Here is an 18,645-nt window from a genome sequence, read left to right on the forward strand (position 1 = left end):
GATTTCTAAGCCATCTTTTCAGAGGGTATTGATGACATATCGTGCGCTTGTAAGTGTTCAATTCTGGCTTGTCGCAATGCAGCACCAATCGCTGGACCTTTGAGGTCTGATTCGATATCTTTGACGCCAATAGCATGGAAGCTGCCTAGAGCTAACATCATCTCACGGTGCTGAGAGGCGAGCTGTAACACGTGACTGGTTACTAGCAGTTGCGAGAGCTTATCAGGCTCTTTATGAGCACTACAGGCTTGAATAAGGTCTATTTTTTCGCTCGGGCTCAACTCGTTTATACGCTTTAATTTTTCGCCTTGTTGCACGAATAAAGTCGCAAACTGAGTTTGGGCTTTTGGTATTTTGGCGGTGTTGCCTATTTCAGTAATGGCTTTTGTGGCAGACATCGTTTCACTGGGTACTAAACCGAATAACGCCGGATTAAGGCTCGACAGTAATAACGCCCAGCGTTGTGATAAGTTCAATTGCATTTGACCCGCGAAATATAGTGCGGTCTGTACCGTCTCTCTTATGTGACCGTTAATGCTCCACGTCTGATGTAAGGGCGCAAAGTATTCTGTTAAAGCATCGATTTCGAACAGTTGCTGCCAGTATACCTGAGGAGAGACCTGCATCATTGCACGGCTCGATTCTTGCCAAATGCGCTCGCTACTTAAATGTGTTAGTTCGCCCGAGCTGACCAACTGACGCATCAATTCCAGTGTTTCGCCAGCGATGATAAAGCCCAAGTCATAATACCGTCCATAAAAGCGCGCGACTCGCAGAACACGCAATGGGTCTTCGCTAAAAGCACTAGAGACATGACGTAGGGTTTTGCTTTTTATATCATCCAGTCCACCATAGTAATCGACCACTTCGCCACTGATAGGGGTGGCGTCAGTGAGGCTAGTAACTTCGATTGCCATGGCATTGACGGTCAAGTCGCGACGTTGTAGATCGTCTTTTAAGCTGATATCAGGACTGGCATGAACATTAAAGCCTTGATAGCCTTGACCTTGCTTACGTTCGGTACGAGCTAGCGCATACTCTTCATGACTGGTAGGGTGCAAAAACACAGGAAAATCTGCGCCGACTTGTTGAAACCCAGCAGCTATCATCTCAGCTACTGTCGCCCCAACGACGACGAAGTCTTTGTCTTTGATAGGACGACCTAACAGTCGATCACGTACTGCGCCGCCGACGAGATAAACTTGCATAATATTCCCTAGGTATTGACCCAATTGGCATTCATAGCATGAATAGAAGTGGTACTGAGCAAAAAAAACCAGTCAATGCTTTATTAAAAGCGTTGACTGGTTTTAGTATAGCAGACCGTCGCGATAAATAAATTATAGCGACAGTCTCAATAGTGCACTCATACTATCATTGAGCTTCGTCCTTTAAATCCTGAGCTTCATTCTCTAGATCTTGAGCTTCCGTCACGGCAAGCGCAGTCATGTTGACCACACGACGAGCGGTAACTGATGGCGTTAGGATATGGACTGGTTTATTCGCACCGAGCAAAATAGGACCAATAGAGGCGCTACCAGTTGCTGTTTTGAGCAGGTTAAAGGCGATGTTTGCTGAATCAAGCGTTGGCAAGATAAGCAAGTTTGCGGCACCTTTTAATGGGCTTGATGGCATATCTTCTAGACGAATCGCTTCGTTCAGAGCAGCATCACCTTGCATCTCGCCTTCAAAATCAAAATCAACATTCATATCGGTTAGTAATTGATACACTTTACGCATTTTGACCGCGCTGGCACGGTTTGAGGTACCAAAGTTAGAATGTGATACGAGCGCAACACGTGGCGTGATCCCAAAGCGGCGTAATTGATTAACGCCCAGAACGGTCATTTCAGCCAGTTGTTCAGCTGTTGGATCTTCATGGATATAAGTGTCAGCGATAAAAATATTGCGATCTTGCATAAGTACGGCATTCATCGCATAAAAATCTTTGACGCCTTCTTTTTTGCCAATGACGCTTTGTACGTAGTCTAAATGCAATTGATAATGGCTAAACGTACCACATATCATACCATCGGCATCGCCATTTTCGACCAATAGTGAGCCGATTAATGTGGTCTTGCGACGAACATCACGGCGGGCAAGTTCAATACTAACGCCTTTACGCTTGTTCTTCTCATAATAACCCTGCCAGTACTCTTTATAGCGTGGGTCGTCATCTTGATTGACGATAGTGATGTTCACGCCATCTTTTAGACGCAAGCCCAGTTTTTCGATATTGGCTTCGATAACTGAAGGACGACCAACCAAGATAGGTTGCGCCAGTTCTTCGTCGACGACGACCTGAACCGCAAGTAAGATGTTATTGTCTTCGCCTTCACAATAAACAATGCGTTTTGGTGCGGCTTTGGCACGAGCAAAAATAGGCTTCATGACAAAGGCTGAGTTATAGACAAACTCAGACAGACGTTGACGATACGCCGCAAGATCTGTGATAGGGAGCGTGGCAACGCCGGAATCCATCGCCGCTTTGGCAACCGCAGAAGCGATTTCAATGATTAAGTTTGGCTCTAGTGGACCTGGGATTAAGTAGTCACGACCAAAACTTTTCATCGATTCGATGTTTCTAACGTTTGTGGTCGGTGTCGCTTCAACGTGCGCCATGGCAGCAATCGCACGTACACAGGCAACTTTCATCTCTTCATTGACAGTTGTGGCACCGACGTCTAATGCTCCACGGAAGATGTAGGGGAAACATAAGGCATTGTTGACTTGGTTTGGATAATCCGAGCGACCAGTTGCCATAATGACGTCTGGACGCACAGCATGTGCCAACTCTGGCATAATTTCTGGTGTCGGGTTGGCAAGGGCAAAGACAATAGGGTCTTTTGCCATGCGACGAACCATATCTTCTGATAAAATTCCTGGCATGGATAGCCCAAGGAACATATCGACATCATCCATCACTTCATCGATAGTAGTGGCGGTCGTGTCACGAGCGTAGCGTTGCTTCGTTTCATCAAGGTTTTCACGGCTGGTGCTAATGATACCGCGCGAATCTGAGACAATGATATTGTCTTTATTGACGCCAAGTGCGCAAATAATATCTAAGCAAGAGATTGCTGCTGCGCCAGCACCTGAACAGACGACTTTGATATCTTCAATTTTTTTGTCAGTGATAATCAACGCATTGAGCATGGCAGCGGCAACAATGATTGAAGTACCATGTTGATCGTCATGGAATACAGGAATGTTCATGCGTTTACGCAATTCACGTTCGATTTTGAAGCATTCTGGTGCTTTGATGTCTTCTAAGTTAATACCACCAAATGTTGGCTCAAGAGAAGCGACGGCTTCGATGAATTTATCTGGATCGTTTTGGGCAATTTCAATATCAAAAACATCGATACCTGCAAACTTTTTGAATAGAACGCCTTTACCTTCCATCACTGGTTTTGACGCCAATGGCCCGATATTACCTAGACCCAGTACGGCAGTACCATTGGTGATGACGCCGACCAAGTTGCTACGCGCGGTATATTTGGCAGCTAAGGCTGGGTCTCTTTGAATTTCAAGACAGGGTATGGCAACACCTGGTGAATAGGCGAGTGCCAAATCACGTTGGTTGGCCAATTGCTTGATAGGTGTAACTGAGATTTTACCCGGTCTTGGGAACTCATGGTAATGGAGGGCAGCTTGTTCAAACTGCTCTTTTTCCGTAGTAGGGTTATCCGTATTCAAAGTGATATCGTCATTCATAATAATTGCCATGGTTGGAATAAATTGGAATAGATTAAATGGTGATAAAAAAAACTAACGCCTAACCCTCAAAAAACCATGCAATATGATGAGAAGAGGGTAAAGTCACACTAAAAAAATAAGTATCGGCAAAAGATAAGTATCGGCGCTTAGATAGCAGCGAAAAAAAGCAATCCTGCAAAATAGTCATTCTAGCATCATTGGCATTTCACTGCCTAGTCAACAGCTGTGAATTATGCGAATAATATAATTAAATGATATTCATCATTTAGCCCGTTGATAATGCCAAAGATTGGGGTTGAATATCAACCCCAATCCTATTATGTTTCATCATATTACAGTATAGCAGGCTTATTAAGACGAACAACTAATCGGCATTTGCGGTGCATGAGGCGTAGGCGGCTTACTATCCAGTTCGATAGCGATATCTTGGACATTATAAGGGTTGGCAAGTAGCTCGAACACCCGATTAACTTCTTCAAATTGACCTTGTTCAGCGGCAGTAATGGCACGCTGAGCCATGCTATTACGCAGCACGTAAACGGGATTATTCTCTCGCATGCTATCAAGCGCTTGTTTGACAGACACTGACTGTAACTGGGCCAGATAGCGCGTCGACCAATCTTGCCAAACTTTACTTGCTTCATCGGTGAGCTCTGCCGTCAGGGTAGACAGTAGCTGCTGCTCATGAGAATAATCATCTGGCGCTACGAGAGCCAATAATGCTCGGAAGCTATTGGTATAATCGAGTAAGTTATCTTCGAGCAAGGTAAGCCACTCAAAGGCCAAGGTTAAGCTTTCTTTTTCGTGCGGCAGACCGAGCTTACGGCACAGTCCCTGTTGGTAGTGCTGCATAAAGGTCGCCTCGTAAGGCGCTAAGCAGTCAGCCAACGTGTCGCGGGTAACTCCCTCTAGGCGCATAAAATGCGGTAGCCAAGTATTGAGATTCCAATGTCCAATAGCGGGCTGATTCTGATAAGCGTAACGCCCAGTATGGTCAGAGTGGTTATTGATCCACGCCGGATCGAAGCGCTCCATAAAGCCAAACGGCCCAAAGTCTAAAGTGCTTCCTGTAATGGATAAGTTATCGGTATTCATCACGCCATGAGCAAAGCCGATTAGCTGCCAGTCCGCAATCATCCGTGCGGTACGCTCAACCACGGCGGTCAAAAATGCCAACACGGGTGTCTCGCTTTGGCGGCACTCTGGATAGTACGTATCAATCATATAATCGGTAAATTCATTGAGTAAATCAGGGGCGAAGCTGGCAATCCACTCAACGTGACCCAAGCGAATATGACTGTCAGCCACCCGCATCAATGCCGCGCCCGTTTCCATACGCTCGCGGCGTACCCGAGTATCTGAGACCACAAACCCCAAGGCATTGGAAGACGGGATACCCAGCTGAGTGAGGGCATGGCCGCATAAATACTCGCGAATGGTACTACGTAACACCGCGCGCCCATCGCCCATGCGAGAGTAGGGGGTCAGACCAATGCCCTTTAAATGCAAATCTTGCAATTTATCATTATTATCCAGCACTTGCGCCATCAGTAAACCGCGCCCATCACCCAATTGCCCCGCCCACTGTCCGAACTGGTGACCGGCATAGGCCATCGACAGCGGTCGAAACTCAGCTGGCACGTATTGACCACCCAATATCTTAACCCAACGCGCCATCAGCTCATCGTCATCGAGCCAGCCTAATTGCTTGGCAACTTCGGTGTTAAAGTGACCAGCGCGCGGATTGTCAAGCGGTGTCGGCTGCTGCTCATGATAAAGGCGAGTATCTAACGTGACGTAAGTATTTTGATAGCGCATAGGTGCGTTCCGATATAAAGGTATAGGTTTTTAATATAAAAACTTAAGGTTAAAAGCGAGTAATGAAAGCGTGTAAAGAGAGTAATAAACTTACTATAGCATAGCCTTAATAATGCCGCGTTTCACTCTGTCCATCTCTTGTAATTGATGTATAAACAGTGAGCGAGCAAAAATAATAAGTGCGTAAACGAGTAGCGCACAACTCATGGCCGAAAAAAGCCCCCTATCTTTACAGATAGAGGGCAGGAGAAACGTACAATAAAAACTAAGATAATAAATCTATAAACGCTTATGCCGCTTTTGGACTTTGACCAATAGAGCGAAATGCTGTCTTTAAATTACTGTTATGCTCAAGGATTTTTTGCTCAATCTTAGCATAATCATTTTTCAATGTATCTTCAGCTTCATGCAAACGGTCAGCAAGCTCAGTCTTTTTCAGTTCAATAGTTTTGGCTTTTAGCGCTTGCCATTCTTCTACCGTCTGGGTGAATGCATCAAATTCAAACTTGATACGATCTTGGAAACTCTTCATCGCATGCGGAATATCAAGTCCGTTCGCAGTGGCACTATCAATCTGCTGTTGAGCCTTTTTGAACTGCATTTGTACTTCAGCATGCTTAATGGTGGTGTCGTCAACCGTACGTAATTCACTGGTTAACCCAAGTTTAGATAAGCCCAAGATAAGCCATTTAGTTGGATCATATTGCCACCATTTCACGCCATTACGATAGTCGTATTGGAAGAAGTGATGATAGTTATGATAACCCTCACCCCACGTAAAGATAGCAAGGAAAAAGTTATCGCGCGCACTATTGGTATCCGTATAAGGACGCGTACCAAACATGTGGCATAACGAGTTGATAAAGAAAGTAAAGTGGTGGGTCAATACCAAGCGCAGTAGACCTGCCAATACGAGCGTGCCCCAAACGTCACCGATTAACCAACCAACTGCCGCAACCATCGCAACGTTGGTAGCCAGTACCCATAAACCATAGTATTTATGCTGAATCTGTAGCACTTTATCTTTGGTCAAATCAGGAATGTTTTTATAATCAAAGCGACCGCTAGGATAATTGCGTAACATCCAACCGATATGACTGAACCAAAAACCACGTCTTGCTGAATAAGGATCTTCCATGCGGTCATCAACATGACGATGATGCGTACGGTGGCCCGATACCCAGTCAAAAGCAGAGCCTTGAACCGCAAGGGTTGAGCCAAGTAATAGGAAGTTTTTTACCAAGGGATGGGCTTTATAAGCGCGATGCGACAATAGGCGGTGATAGCCTGCAGTGATACTAATACCGGTCCACACCATAAAGGCACCAAACACGCCCCAAACCGGCGCACTAACTTGATGGGTCATCAAGTACCATGGCGTAATGACGGCAGCAGCAATAGGCGTTGTAATCAGAAAAATCGCTGGAACCAGATTGATGGGCGACTTTTGAAATTCAAGCTCAAGCGGATCGATACCTTCATAGTTAGCGACTGCATTGGCATCTTTATAACCGCTCGTCGTCGCAAACTGCGTATCGGCAGCCTCATCAGTTTTGCTTTTGCCAGTATCAAGCCACGTCTTCACGCGCAGCGCCTGAGTGCCAGCATGCTGTATAAGCGTATCACCCGACTTCATGGCAAAACGCAAGCCCTTAAGTGGTAAGCCTATTACTTTTTTAGCAATCATGTAATATTCCTAATGATATTAATTTCAGCCTCCATATTACCCTAAAAGACTAGTAAAGTGAACAGTCATACACTAGAAAAATATTGCTAAATAACAATAACTTGTAGGAGTTATGGTAGTGATTAACCCAAACAATCCCTTACTTATCAGCAATTAAGTGAAAGTGTAAGTAAAAAGATAAATATGTGTGCGATAAAAACGTACAAATGACTATCGAGCCAATTAATTAGCTGGCTTTTTTAAGCCATTTTCAAGCAAGTTTTTTGAAATATGACAAAAAGATAGGTAAGAAGTTCACTTACTTAGCGCGTGAGAAAATAGGTTGGATAATCGGTAATGATGACGTCGACTTGCCACGTAATAAGCTGTTTAATCGTCTCGCTATCATTGACAGTCCACGCGCTGACTGGCAGGTGATAACGATGACAGTGCTTAATGACTGCTTGAGTCAGCAATGGATAGTGAATACCTAGCTGGACGCAGCCAAGTTGCAGGGCAGTTTGTGGTGCGCTTAGCAAAGTTTTAGGGGTGCGAATCAGTAAGCCACGCAGAATATGTTGTAAGGTTTTATTGCGTTGCAGCCGCGCGTGTAATTCGACATCAAAGCTAGTCAGGACAATAGGTAAGCTAGCAATCGGGGTGTCAAGGAGATTACGTGTCAATGCATGTACCAACTGCGTGTAATTGGTACGCTCATGAGTCTTTATCTCAAGCTCTATATAGCTAAAATTGGTCAATGCTTGATATGCGCGGTCTAAAGTAATAAGTGGGTGTTTATCCTGACGATAGCGCTGAATCTCAGCGAGCGTTAATTGATCGATGCGCGATTGCTGACCACACATGCGTTGTAGATTGTCGTCATGGAATACGATTAATTGCTCATCCGCACTCAACTGTACATCAAACTCAACCCCTGCTAAACCTTGAGGATTGAGACGTTGAGCGTGTTCAAAACCTGCTAAGGTATTCTCGACTGCTTCACCACGCGCACCGCGATGACCGAGTAAAAGTGTATTGTTAAGATTTATCATAATGAGGAACTGTCGGCTATTTTTACGAGTAATGATATAGCGTCCAACCGACAGAATCTAACGAAATTTGCAAAATAGTTTTGGATTAAATACCGTCTTAGAGGGTTGTGATATTGAAAAGTAAGCTAATATTTGAAAGTTGTTTCAGGAATAGTTTGTTGCAAGTTTCCGCTAGAATTAAGCCCTTGTTTAAATATTCTTAGCGATGATATAAGTATGTATTTGTTATGTTTTTGCAACCAAACATAGGTTTTGGGCACAATGTAAGACATTATTTGTACAGCAAGGGGTCACACTAATGACCATCTCATTTAAACACCGTATAATAATGTGATTTTCAAATCTATCGCGGCAAGTGTTGCGATCTGAATGTCAAATACTGTCCATCGCTGACGGTAAGAATTAGTAAATTGGGAGCAAATTGAGTATGAGCGCAACAAAAAGCAAGTGGATCAAATGGCAGCACGTCGCCGGTATTAGTCTGATATGTGGTTTGGCCGTGACAGGTTGTGATCGCTCAGATAAAGACGATAACGCTGAGACGACAGAGGCAACAGTAGAACAGCCAGCAGTTGACGATAATGTCATCACGCCTGCCGTCAGTTGTGATGATCCGATGGTACAAGACCGCTTGAAATCCGCGCTAAAAAACACGCTCAATCAGCAGGCTCAAACGTTGGCTGCCAATTATGCCAATGAGGCAGAAATCAGTCTAAATAGTGGTGTTGTCACTGACAAAATCAATGGTATTGTCATTGACGTACAAAATGCAGCGATCTTACAAGAAGCAAATAACAACGGCATGACCACTTGTCAGGCAAGCGTTAGCATGACTCTGCCAAGCGAAGATTTGTATCAGGCCAGTCAAGTACAAGCGGCCGGTAACCAGCCAAGCTTGCAGTCTCGCTTAGCGCAAAACAATATTCGTATCAATAATAATATGCTCGTTGACGACGCCTTTACTTATGTCGTCGGTACTCAAGGTGGTCAAGTTCGTACCCGTATTGCTGGACAACCGGCATTATTGACTGTGGTGGCAGATGTGATGGCAGGATCTGCATTTAAGTCAGCAGTTGATGAGCAACGTTCCCAGCGTGCCGCTCAACAGGCTGAGCGTCGCCGTGACACTGCACAGAACAATAATAACAACAATCAATCAGCGCCAACCCGTCAGCCAAGAACTGTGACGCCGACGGCCCCTGCTCGTCCAGCTGAGCCTGCTACGCCACCGACCATTAACAATCCAAGTAATAGCCAAAATAACAGTCAGAGCAGTGCTACAGAAAATAATCAAGCAGCGCCAAGCACTGACACCAAAAAACCGGCAACCCAAACCTCGCCAAAATTAGTACCTAATGATGAGAGCATTGATATGGTCATCATTGAAGATGACAGTGCTACTTATTAAGTCATAAAAACGCAGCAGTTGCTACGTGACACAACTATAAAAAAGCCCGCTACATTAACGTAGTGGGCTTTTTTATAGAACTAACCTTTTTGGATAAGGTGGGATTGCTATAGTAAAACTACATCATTTGCCTTTATGCTATGGGTGACTATTTATCATTAGCAAAATCTTGCAAGACTTGATTGTCCCACAGCACCTCAGAGACTTGGGCAGGGTCGGTACAAAAACGCGCGGCAACGAACAACCAATCAGACAAGCGATTGATAAAGCTAACGGCAGTACTGCGAATCGCTGCTGGACGCTCTTGCTGCAATAGTACCGCTTGGCGCTCAGCGCGGCGGCAAACCGTACGCGCGACGTGTAGTTGACTGACCAATAGTGAGCCTGTCGGCAAGATAAAGTCCTTGAGCGGTGGCAGAGTTGTGTTCATCGCATCAATTTGTTGTTCTAGCCATTCAATATGGCTGGCATTAACGCCTTCATATTCTGGCATGGCGAGCTCACCGCCGATATTAAATAATAAATGCTGAATTATGACCAAGGCTTGAGCAAAGTCTAACTCTTTTTGCTGTTGTAAGCGTTCAGGCAGATGTTGTTGGTTTGCGTTTTCATTATCAGTAGCTTGTGTTAAGTGTGCCCGTACCAAGCCGATGTGTGAGTTGAGCTCATCGATATCGCCCATTACGCTAAATAAATTGTCGGCTTTACTTACGCGACTGCCATCTGCCATACCGGTGCTACCATCATCTCCGGTGCGCGTATATATTTTGCTTAAGCGATTGGCCATTTCTACATCCTTAACGGTTTTTATCATTGAATAGGGTTAGTTGCGCGCTCATTGTAGTATTTTCCAGCCGATTTCGCTAAGATAATGGGTTAAGTTTTATAAAGCGTTTATAAAGCGGTAACTTTCAAGTTTATAATCTTATTAGTCGCGGTTAGTGGCTAATAGTACGATACTCATATTTTATCGTCATCTCAATTTATCTATCTTGTTCTAATTAAAAGGCTTTTATACCATGACCACACCTCTTGCCGATGCGATGTCTCAGCTTGCCATTTATGATTCACTGACGGGCGGTAAACGTCAGTTTGTACCACTTAAAGCCGGGCAAGTAGGTATGTATGTGTGCGGCATGACCGTTTATGATTATTGTCATATTGGTCATGCGCGGATGATGATTGGCTTTGATATGGCAGTACGTTGGCTAACACAAATAGGTTATGACGTTAATTATGTGCGCAATATCACTGATATTGATGACAAAATCATCGCGCGCGCGAATGAAAACGGCGAGGCTATCAGTGCATTGACTGAGCGCTTTATTAAAGCAATGCATGAGGACTTCTCAGCCCTTGGCTGCTTGACGCCTAATACCGAGCCGCGTGCGACTGACCATATCGATGAGATGCAACAAATGATTGAGACGTTAGTTACCGGCGATTATGCGTATGCTGGCGATAACGGCGATGTCTATTATGCTGTAGATAGCTTTGCAGATTATGGTAAGTTATCAAAACGTAATCTCGATGATATGCAGGCAGGCTCGCGCGTTGATGTCGAAAACGACAAACGCAACCCGTTTGATTTTGTCCTATGGAAAGCGGCTAAACCTCATGAGCCGCAATGGGCATCACCGTGGGGTCAAGGACGTCCAGGTTGGCATATTGAATGCTCGGCGATGTCGACCAAGTGCCTGGGCAATACCTTTGATATCCATGGCGGTGGTCATGATTTACAATTTCCACACCATGAAAATGAGATCGCCCAGTCAGAAGCGGCAACCGGCTGCGAATATGCCCGCAATTGGATGCACGTGGGCTTTATCAATGTCGATGGCGAAAAAATGTCTAAGTCATTGGGTAATTTTTCCACAATTCGTGATGTTATTGCACATTTTCATCCTGAAACGCTGCGCTTCTTTTTATTATCCAGCCATTACCGTAGCCAAGTGAACTTCTCGGATAGTGCGTTAGATGAGGCTCATAATAGCCTAAGCAGACTATACCAAGCGCTCAAAGTTGCTGAACAGCAAAAAGGTGAGGAATTGACGATTAATGATTCTTTAATAAATGACGCTTACAGCAGCCCTGCTGGACAAGATTTTATCAAAGCCATGAATGATGATTTTAATAGTTCAACGGCGATTAGTGTCTTGTTCGGGTTGGCCCGTGATATCAATAAAGCGATCAAAGCTGAAGAGGTAGATACTGCATGGCAGTTGGCGCAGCAGCTCAAAGCCTTGGCACAGGTATTAAATATTCTGCAGCAACCAGTATCACAGTTTTTGCAAGCTGTCATTGGCGATCAAGCGGATAATGGTTTAAGCGATGCGGCTATTGATGGTCTAATCATTGAGCGTGCAGAGGCTAAAGCCAACAAAGACTTTGCGCGTGCCGATGAGGTGCGTGAACAATTAAAAGCGGCGGGCATTGAGCTTGAAGACAGCCGAGCTGGTACGACTTGGCGCCGTGCTTAATAGTGCTGTGTTTAATAGTGCTTTGCTGAATATAGAAGCTATCAACAATAAAGTACGTCAACTAATAAATTAAGTCAGCATTGCGCTGGCTTTTTTTTGTAGACTGCATTAGGTTAGAAACACACCGAGGCCAAGATTTTTCGTATGCAAAACTCCCTTAATTCTCTAAATACGACCCACGTTAAAAACGTCAATCATAACGCTAATGTTATTGAGGGTTCTGCTAGCGATGACAATGTTGTGCGTCATCATAGTGGACTGACATTTTTACTCAGTATGCTCGTCATGTTGTGCAGTGTGTTTTATATTCCAGCAACTGCAGCAACCGGTAGCGATACAACAGTTGATAGGCAAGACACTACAAAAAATACTGAGATGGCAAAGCCAGAAAACCTGATAGATTATACAGCGCAGAAAATTGATCAATTCAAACAAGACGGCATTAGTGTCTCAGATATTGCAGAAGAAACCTTCAATCCTTTAGACAAGGATGCCGTGCAGCAGGCAGGCATACTGCAAGGAGGTACTGGTCTCACTGGTGATTATAACGAAAGCTATTATTCCTTAAACAAGCTAAATGCAGGATTGCCGCCGTTAGCTGAACCACCGAATTTATCTACGCCGCTTGCCACATTAGAGTTTTTTCAGTCAGCCGTCATGAAGCAGCAGTATGACTTGGCCGCTTATGCACTCAATATGAACCTCATTGATGACAAGTTGCAGCGTAATCGGGCGATTGAGCTGGCCAAACAGCTTGATTTTTTGTTGGTTGAAAAAAAACTCTATGTTTTTGATAAATTGCCAGACCGTCCTGATGGTTTGATTGAGCCACCGCTTGGCAGCACCAACAGTATTCAAGGGATTCCTAGACGCTCCATTCAGCTTGGTTATATCGATTATCGTGAACGTCGCGTACCGATACATTTGGAGCGTGTGCGCATTGATGATAGTGCGCCTTTTTGGATATTTTCTGCCCAAACGGTTGGTAATATCGATAACCTCTATGAGCAATATCATCCTGCAAAGTTTGAGCGTTATTTACCGGCGTGGACAAAATTACAGTTATTTAGTATCGCCATCTGGGAGTTTTTAGCATTACTTATCTTCTTCTCATTTACCATGGGGGTTGGCTGGTTATTGAGTAAAGGCGCAGGCAAGCTCCTTAATTGGTATGTTAGAGATAAAGAAGGCAATCGGCTGGGTACGGTTCACCATAATAGCGTGGAAGATTTGGTCAATAAGCTGACGGTACCCTTGACCTTTACCATCAGTTTTTCCTCGGTATTTACCTTGGTATCGGGCGGTTTTCCTTACTTGGATGCGGTCGCTTCATCGACACGTCCGATCATTTGGGTGGGATTGGTCTTTAGCGCGTTGTGGCTGGGTATTCGAGCGATTAATTTTTTTGCCAATCGCTACAAAGATTTGCAGATTGAAAATCTAGGCGACGAGCAGTTTGATAAAGGTCGTCGTCGCCGTACTTACGTTTCTATATTTCGCCGCATTTTTATCTTCGTCATGATCCTTGGTAGTATTTGGATTGGCCTCAGTGAGTTCACCAATATTCAAGGATTGGGTAAGACCTTGCTGACTTCCGCAGGTATTGCTGGTGCCGTTATCGGTATCGCCGCTCAGCCGATATTGGGTAATGTCATTGCTGGTATGCAGGTTGCCATCACTCAGCCAGTGCGTATTGGTGATACGGTCATGATGGAAGGTGAGTGGACGACGATAGAGGATTTGGGCTATACCTATGCGGTTCTGCAGACTTGGGATGAGCGTCGGTTGATTATTCCAATGCGCCACTTCGTCACCGAAATCGTAGAGAATTGGTCGCATACAGACTCGCATCAAACCTGTGTGATTTATCTCTACGTCGACTATGGCGCTGATATCGAAGCAATCAGGCAACAATATATCAAGCTGGTCAAAGCGAACGACTTATGGGACGGTGAAACTGAGCCTGAAATGTATACAGTATCCGTGTCCGAAAACACCATAAAATTACGCTGTAGCCAAGCGTCTGATAGTCCTATCAACGCTTGGCGGTTGGAGTGTCAAGTACGCGAGCAGATGTTAAGTTATTTATATGCTGAACAGCAAGCTTATCTCCCCGCTGAGCGCTTGATATTTAAAGACACTAGCGTATAAGTTGGAACGGTCAATAGGTATAGTGGACAGCAAGCAAAGTGGCAAAAACAGACAAACTATTGATGTTAAAATAAGCTAACAAATAAGCATGCGATTTGCTTGTTTATTTGTTATAATATGGCGTTATTTTTAAGGGATAACTGAGCGATTAAAGATAAGAGGTTGCAGTATTTGTGTCTTCTTACCACTGATAAATCAATAGCTGTTTTCCAGTGTCTTTGTTTACTGATAAAAAATATCTAATGACAAATAACAACTGGTACATTGCTTATTATCTAAAGCTCTATGATTCAAAGCCTTTCATAAATAAGGGTTGAACGTCGTAAAGTCATAATGGTGATCTTGATTGATTGTCTTAATGCGAAAATCCCACCCATCAAAATAACCACCACTAGGGGTCTGTATGTTACGAATTGTCGATGAAGCCTTTACCTTTGATGACGTTTTATTGTTACCAGCCTACTCTGAAATCCTGCCAAAATCTGCTGATCTGTCCACGCGTCTGACCAAAAGTATCACACTGAATTTGCCATTAATCTCGGCTGCTATGGACACGGTCACGGAATCTGAAATGGCCATTACCATGGCACAGCTAGGTGGTTTGGGTATCTTGCATAAAAGCATGGATATCGATAAGCAGGCCACGCAAGTACGCCGCGTCAAAAAATTCGAAGCAGGAACCGTGGTTGATCCTATTACCGTTCACCCTGAAATGACGATTGGTGAATTATTAAGATTGACTCAAGACAATAATATTTCAGGTGTACCAGTGGTAGAGAAGGGTACTGATAAAGTCGTTGGTATCGTGACCCATCGTGACTGGCGTTTTGAGACCAATTTGTCGTTACCAGTTAGCCATATCATGACGCCAAAAGAGCAGCTAGTCACCGTGCAAGAAGGTGAAAGCAATGAAAATATCAAAAAATTGCTGCATGAGCACCGTATCGAAAAAGTGATCGTGATTGATGAAGACTTTCGTCTGCGCGGTTTGATTACGGTCAATGACTTTGCCAAAGCTGAGAATAATCCAAATGCGTGTAAAGATGAGCAAGGTCGCCTACGGGTTGGAGCTGCTGTCGGCACTGGCGCAGATACGCAAGCGCGCGTTGAAGCCTTAATCGCCGCTGACGTCGATGTTATCGTGGTCGATACCGCCCATGGACATTCAAAAGGCGTGATTGAAAAAGTCTCTTGGATCAAGAAAAACTTCCCTCACGTACAAGTCATCGGTGGCAACATCGCAACCGGTGATGCCGCTCTAGCATTACGTGATGCGGGCGCTGATGCAGTAAAAGTCGGTATTGGCCCTGGTTCTATCTGTACCACCCGTATTATCGCGGGTATTGGTGTGCCACAAATCTCGGCCATTGATAATGTAGCCAGCGCCCTGAAAGACAGTATTCCATTGATTGCTGATGGTGGTATTCGCTTCTCAGGTGATATGGCAAAAGCTATCGCGGCCGGTGCTTCATGTATCATGGTCGGCTCACTAATGGCTGGTACCGAAGAAGCGCCAGGCGAAGTTGAGCTATTCCAAGGTCGTTATTATAAAGCGTATCGCGGTATGGGTAGCTTAGGTGCGATGTCAGGTCAAAACGGCTCATCAGATCGCTATTTCCAAGATGCCAAAGATGGGGTAGAAAAGCTGGTTCCAGAAGGTATCGAAGGTCGCGTTCCTTATAAAGGACCAGTGGCAGGCATCGTCAATCAGTTGGTTGGTGGTTTACGCTCATCAATGGGCTATACTGGCTGTGCGACTATCGAAGATATGCGTACCAAACCACAGTTCATTAAGGTGACGTCTGCGGGGATGAAAGAGTCGCATGTTCACGATGTGCAAATCACCAAAGAAGCCCCGAACTATCGAGTAGATTAATTCATATTCTGTAGTCCTACTGACGTTGATAATTGCTGACAGACAGTAGGATAGTGACATCAAGATACAAACAGCCAACAATGCCCCGTCATTGTTGGCTGTTTTTTTTGTAAAATACACAAATAGAATATACTGGTTATTGCCTTGCCTACGCGCACGTCTGGCGTTTCATTTTTAGACTTGAGGAACATTTATAATGAGCTACTTTGGCACTGATGGTATTCGCGGAAAATTTGGTGAGTTGCCGATTACCCCTGATTTTATTTTGAAGTTAGGTTATGTGACTGGACTGGTGCTCATAGAAAAAAATGACAATCCTAGCCGTAAACCGAGCGTGGTGATTGGCAAAGACACTCGTCTATCAGGCTACGTCATCGAGGGAGCACTACAGGCCGGCTTTAACGCAGCTGGAGTCGACGTGCATATGCTTGGCCCATTGCCAACACCTGCTATCGCGCATCTAACCCGTAGTTTCCATGCGGATGCAGGCGTCGTAATCTCAGCATCGCACAATCCATACTATGACAACGGCATCAAGTTTTTTTCAGCTGACGGCAAAAAACTCACCGATGAGATGCAAGCAGCGATTAATGATAAGTTAAAAGCTATCATGAGTGACTCTAATAGTGGCGATGTGCTCATGCCTATTCTTGATCCAGCACAATTAGGTAAAAATAACCGTATCAACGATGCCAAGGGTCGCTATATTGAGTTTTGTAAAGGCAGTTTCCCTTATCAGTATGACTTAGATCATCTGACCATCGTGGTCGACTGTGCCAATGGTGCAGGCTACAGCGTCGCCCCAAGAGTCATGCGTGAGCTGGGCGCTAACGTGATTGCAATCAATAATACGCCGGATGGTCTCAATATCAATGCCGACTGCGGCTCGACCCATCCAGAGAGTTTGCAAAAAGCAGTGCTTGAGCACGAAGCAGATGTTGGTATCGCCTTAGATGGTGACGGCGATCGTATCGTGATGGTTGATGAGGCAGGTAATTTAGTTGATGGCGATGGCATTTTATACGTGCTTGCCACTCAGGGAAAGACGCCTGCAGTGGGAGTGGTTGGTACGCTCATGACTAACATGGGGCTGGAGTTGGCACTAAAAGAGGCCGGTATTGCCTTTACTCGGGCTAAGGTAGGTGACCGTTATGTCATGCAAGAGCTTGCCGCTCATGACTGGATACTAGGCGGTGAACCATCTGGGCATATATTGTGCTTAGACAAAAGTCGTACCGGTGATGCGATTATCGCAAGCTTGCAAGTATTGGCCGTTATGCAAGCACAGAATAAAGCCTTGAGTGACCTCATGGAAGGCTTTGAAATTTTGCCACAAAAACTGGTCAATGTGCGCTTGTCTACCATGCAAGATCCTTTTGAGCATGAAGAGCTGGTCGCCGCTTTTGATAAAGCCCGTGCCACTCTAGAAGGTCGTGGTCGTCTATTGATTCGTCAATCGGGTACCGAGCCAATGATTCGAGTGATGGTTGAGTCAGACGATGAGATAGAGTGTGATGTGATGGCCAATGACTTAGCTGAGCAGATTAAGAAGGTATTGGGCTAGGGCGTGTCTTCAATTCATTCGATAGTCATCTAAATGGGCTAAAAATGGCTAAATCTTGCCAAACATCGTCAAATAGCTGGTTAATATCTCGATATTATCTGAGCTATTTTTCTTGTTTGACAGCAATTTATCTCATTTTTATCACCATTTTTGAAATGAAGACATGCCTTAATAATCTCGATAAATAGGTCGTGAAAAAGGGCTTAATAATATAACGCAATCAAGGAATAGTTATGAGCATGGACTTTACCGATCAACGTCTCTCCTATGAGAAGGGCGCGCTTGATCAACAGTCAATACCCACCTCACCATTTGAGCTATTGAAAGCGTGGATGAATGAGGCACTAGCACAAAAAGTGCAAGAGCCATATGCCATGAGTTTGGCAACATGCGGCGCGGACAATAAGCCCAGTGTACGTATCGTATTACTGCGTGAGATTACTGAGACTGGTATTGTTTTTTATACCAATTATGAAAGTGCTAAAGGTCAAGATATCGCTGAAAATCCCAATGCAGAAGTGCTGTTTTTTTGGCATGAGCTTGAACGTCAAGTTCGTATCAGTGGTTCTATTGCTAAGATTGATACTGCAAAATCCGCTGCTTATTTTCAAAAGCGTCCACACGATAGCCAAGTAGGGGCTTGGGTCAGCCAACCACAGAGCGGTGAAGTAGCTAGCCGTGACGTCATGGAACAGACCTTTGATCAGCTACAAGCTGACTATCCAGACAATAGCCAAGTGCCAGTGCCAGCATTTTGGGGTGGTTATGAGATTACCATTGAGCAAGTTGAGTTTTGGCAAGGCCGTGCCAATCGTATGCATGACCGCATTGTGTATACCCAAGATAGCAAACAGAGTAATGCCAGTTGGACAACTAAACGTTTACTACCATAAAGTTAAATGAATAAGTG

At 44.7% G+C, this 18,645-nt stretch carries 12 protein-coding genes; 6 read left to right on the forward strand and 6 right to left on the reverse strand.

Annotation, left to right across the window (positions count from 1 at the left end; translation table 11 throughout):
* Positions 1 to 5: 5 nt before the first annotated feature.
* The 5 genes from AAEY79_RS02005 to AAEY79_RS02025 all read right to left on the reverse strand — a co-directional run bounded on the left by AAEY79_RS02005 (position 6) and on the right by AAEY79_RS02025 (position 8,256).
* The gene (locus AAEY79_RS02005; protein WP_350587830.1) at positions 6 to 1,208 is read right to left on the reverse strand and encodes a tRNA nucleotidyltransferase; all 1,203 of its coding nucleotides are present in this window, start codon (positions 1,206 to 1,208) and stop codon (positions 6 to 8) included.
* A 166-nt stretch (positions 1,209 to 1,374) separates the two neighbouring features.
* Positions 1,375 to 3,717: an NADP-dependent malic enzyme gene (locus AAEY79_RS02010; RefSeq protein ID WP_173239345.1), complete on the reverse strand. Its 2,343-nt coding sequence runs from the start codon at positions 3,715 to 3,717 to the stop codon at positions 1,375 to 1,377.
* A 354-nt stretch (positions 3,718 to 4,071) separates the two neighbouring features.
* Complete coding sequence (locus AAEY79_RS02015; RefSeq protein WP_352287031.1) at positions 4,072 to 5,538, reverse strand: protein adenylyltransferase SelO family protein; 1,467 nt, start codon at positions 5,536 to 5,538, stop codon at positions 4,072 to 4,074.
* Positions 5,539 to 5,827: 289 nt separating this feature from the next.
* Complete coding sequence (locus tag AAEY79_RS02020) at positions 5,828 to 7,225, reverse strand: fatty acid desaturase (protein ID WP_352287034.1); 1,398 nt, start codon at positions 7,223 to 7,225, stop codon at positions 5,828 to 5,830.
* Between the two features lie 302 nt (positions 7,226 to 7,527).
* The gene (locus AAEY79_RS02025; RefSeq protein WP_025650686.1) at positions 7,528 to 8,256 is read right to left on the reverse strand and encodes a glycerophosphodiester phosphodiesterase; all 729 of its coding nucleotides are present in this window, start codon (positions 8,254 to 8,256) and stop codon (positions 7,528 to 7,530) included.
* Positions 8,257 to 8,683: 427 nt separating this feature from the next.
* Here AAEY79_RS02025 and AAEY79_RS02030 point away from each other — a divergent pair, with 427 nt between their 5' ends.
* Positions 8,684 to 9,664: a hypothetical protein gene (locus AAEY79_RS02030; protein WP_350642932.1), complete on the forward strand. Its 981-nt coding sequence runs from the start codon at positions 8,684 to 8,686 to the stop codon at positions 9,662 to 9,664.
* Positions 9,665 to 9,812: 148 nt separating this feature from the next.
* On the opposite strand, the gene AAEY79_RS02035 is transcribed toward AAEY79_RS02030, so the two are convergent.
* The gene (locus AAEY79_RS02035) at positions 9,813 to 10,451 is read right to left on the reverse strand and encodes a cob(I)yrinic acid a,c-diamide adenosyltransferase (protein WP_025650684.1); all 639 of its coding nucleotides are present in this window, start codon (positions 10,449 to 10,451) and stop codon (positions 9,813 to 9,815) included.
* Between the two features lie 232 nt (positions 10,452 to 10,683).
* Here AAEY79_RS02035 and cysS point away from each other — a divergent pair, with 232 nt between their 5' ends.
* The 5 genes from cysS (at position 10,684) to pdxH (ending at position 18,628) form a co-directional block, all read left to right on the forward strand.
* A complete protein-coding gene (cysS, locus tag AAEY79_RS02040; protein ID WP_352287037.1) occupies positions 10,684 to 12,144 on the forward strand; it encodes a cysteine--tRNA ligase in 1,461 nt (486 codons plus the stop codon).
* A 144-nt stretch (positions 12,145 to 12,288) separates the two neighbouring features.
* Entirely contained in the window at positions 12,289 to 14,295 is a 2,007-nt protein-coding gene (locus AAEY79_RS02045) for a mechanosensitive ion channel family protein (RefSeq protein WP_352287040.1), read from the forward strand.
* 403 nt (positions 14,296 to 14,698) lie between these two features.
* On the forward strand, positions 14,699 to 16,171 hold the full coding sequence (gene guaB / locus AAEY79_RS02050) for an IMP dehydrogenase (protein ID WP_101212703.1): 1,473 nt from the start codon (positions 14,699 to 14,701) through the stop codon (positions 16,169 to 16,171).
* Positions 16,172 to 16,367: 196 nt separating this feature from the next.
* The gene (glmM, locus tag AAEY79_RS02055) at positions 16,368 to 17,735 is read left to right on the forward strand and encodes a phosphoglucosamine mutase (RefSeq protein ID WP_352287044.1); all 1,368 of its coding nucleotides are present in this window, start codon (positions 16,368 to 16,370) and stop codon (positions 17,733 to 17,735) included.
* A gap of 239 nt (positions 17,736 to 17,974) precedes the next feature.
* A complete protein-coding gene (gene pdxH / locus AAEY79_RS02060; RefSeq protein WP_352287169.1) occupies positions 17,975 to 18,628 on the forward strand; it encodes a pyridoxamine 5'-phosphate oxidase in 654 nt (217 codons plus the stop codon).
* Positions 18,629 to 18,645 lie beyond the last annotated feature (17 nt).

The sequence above is a fragment of the Psychrobacter sp. GW64-MNA-CIBAN-0177 genome (assembly GCF_040309585.1).
GTDB lineage: Bacteria > Pseudomonadota > Gammaproteobacteria > Pseudomonadales > Moraxellaceae > Psychrobacter > Psychrobacter okhotskensis.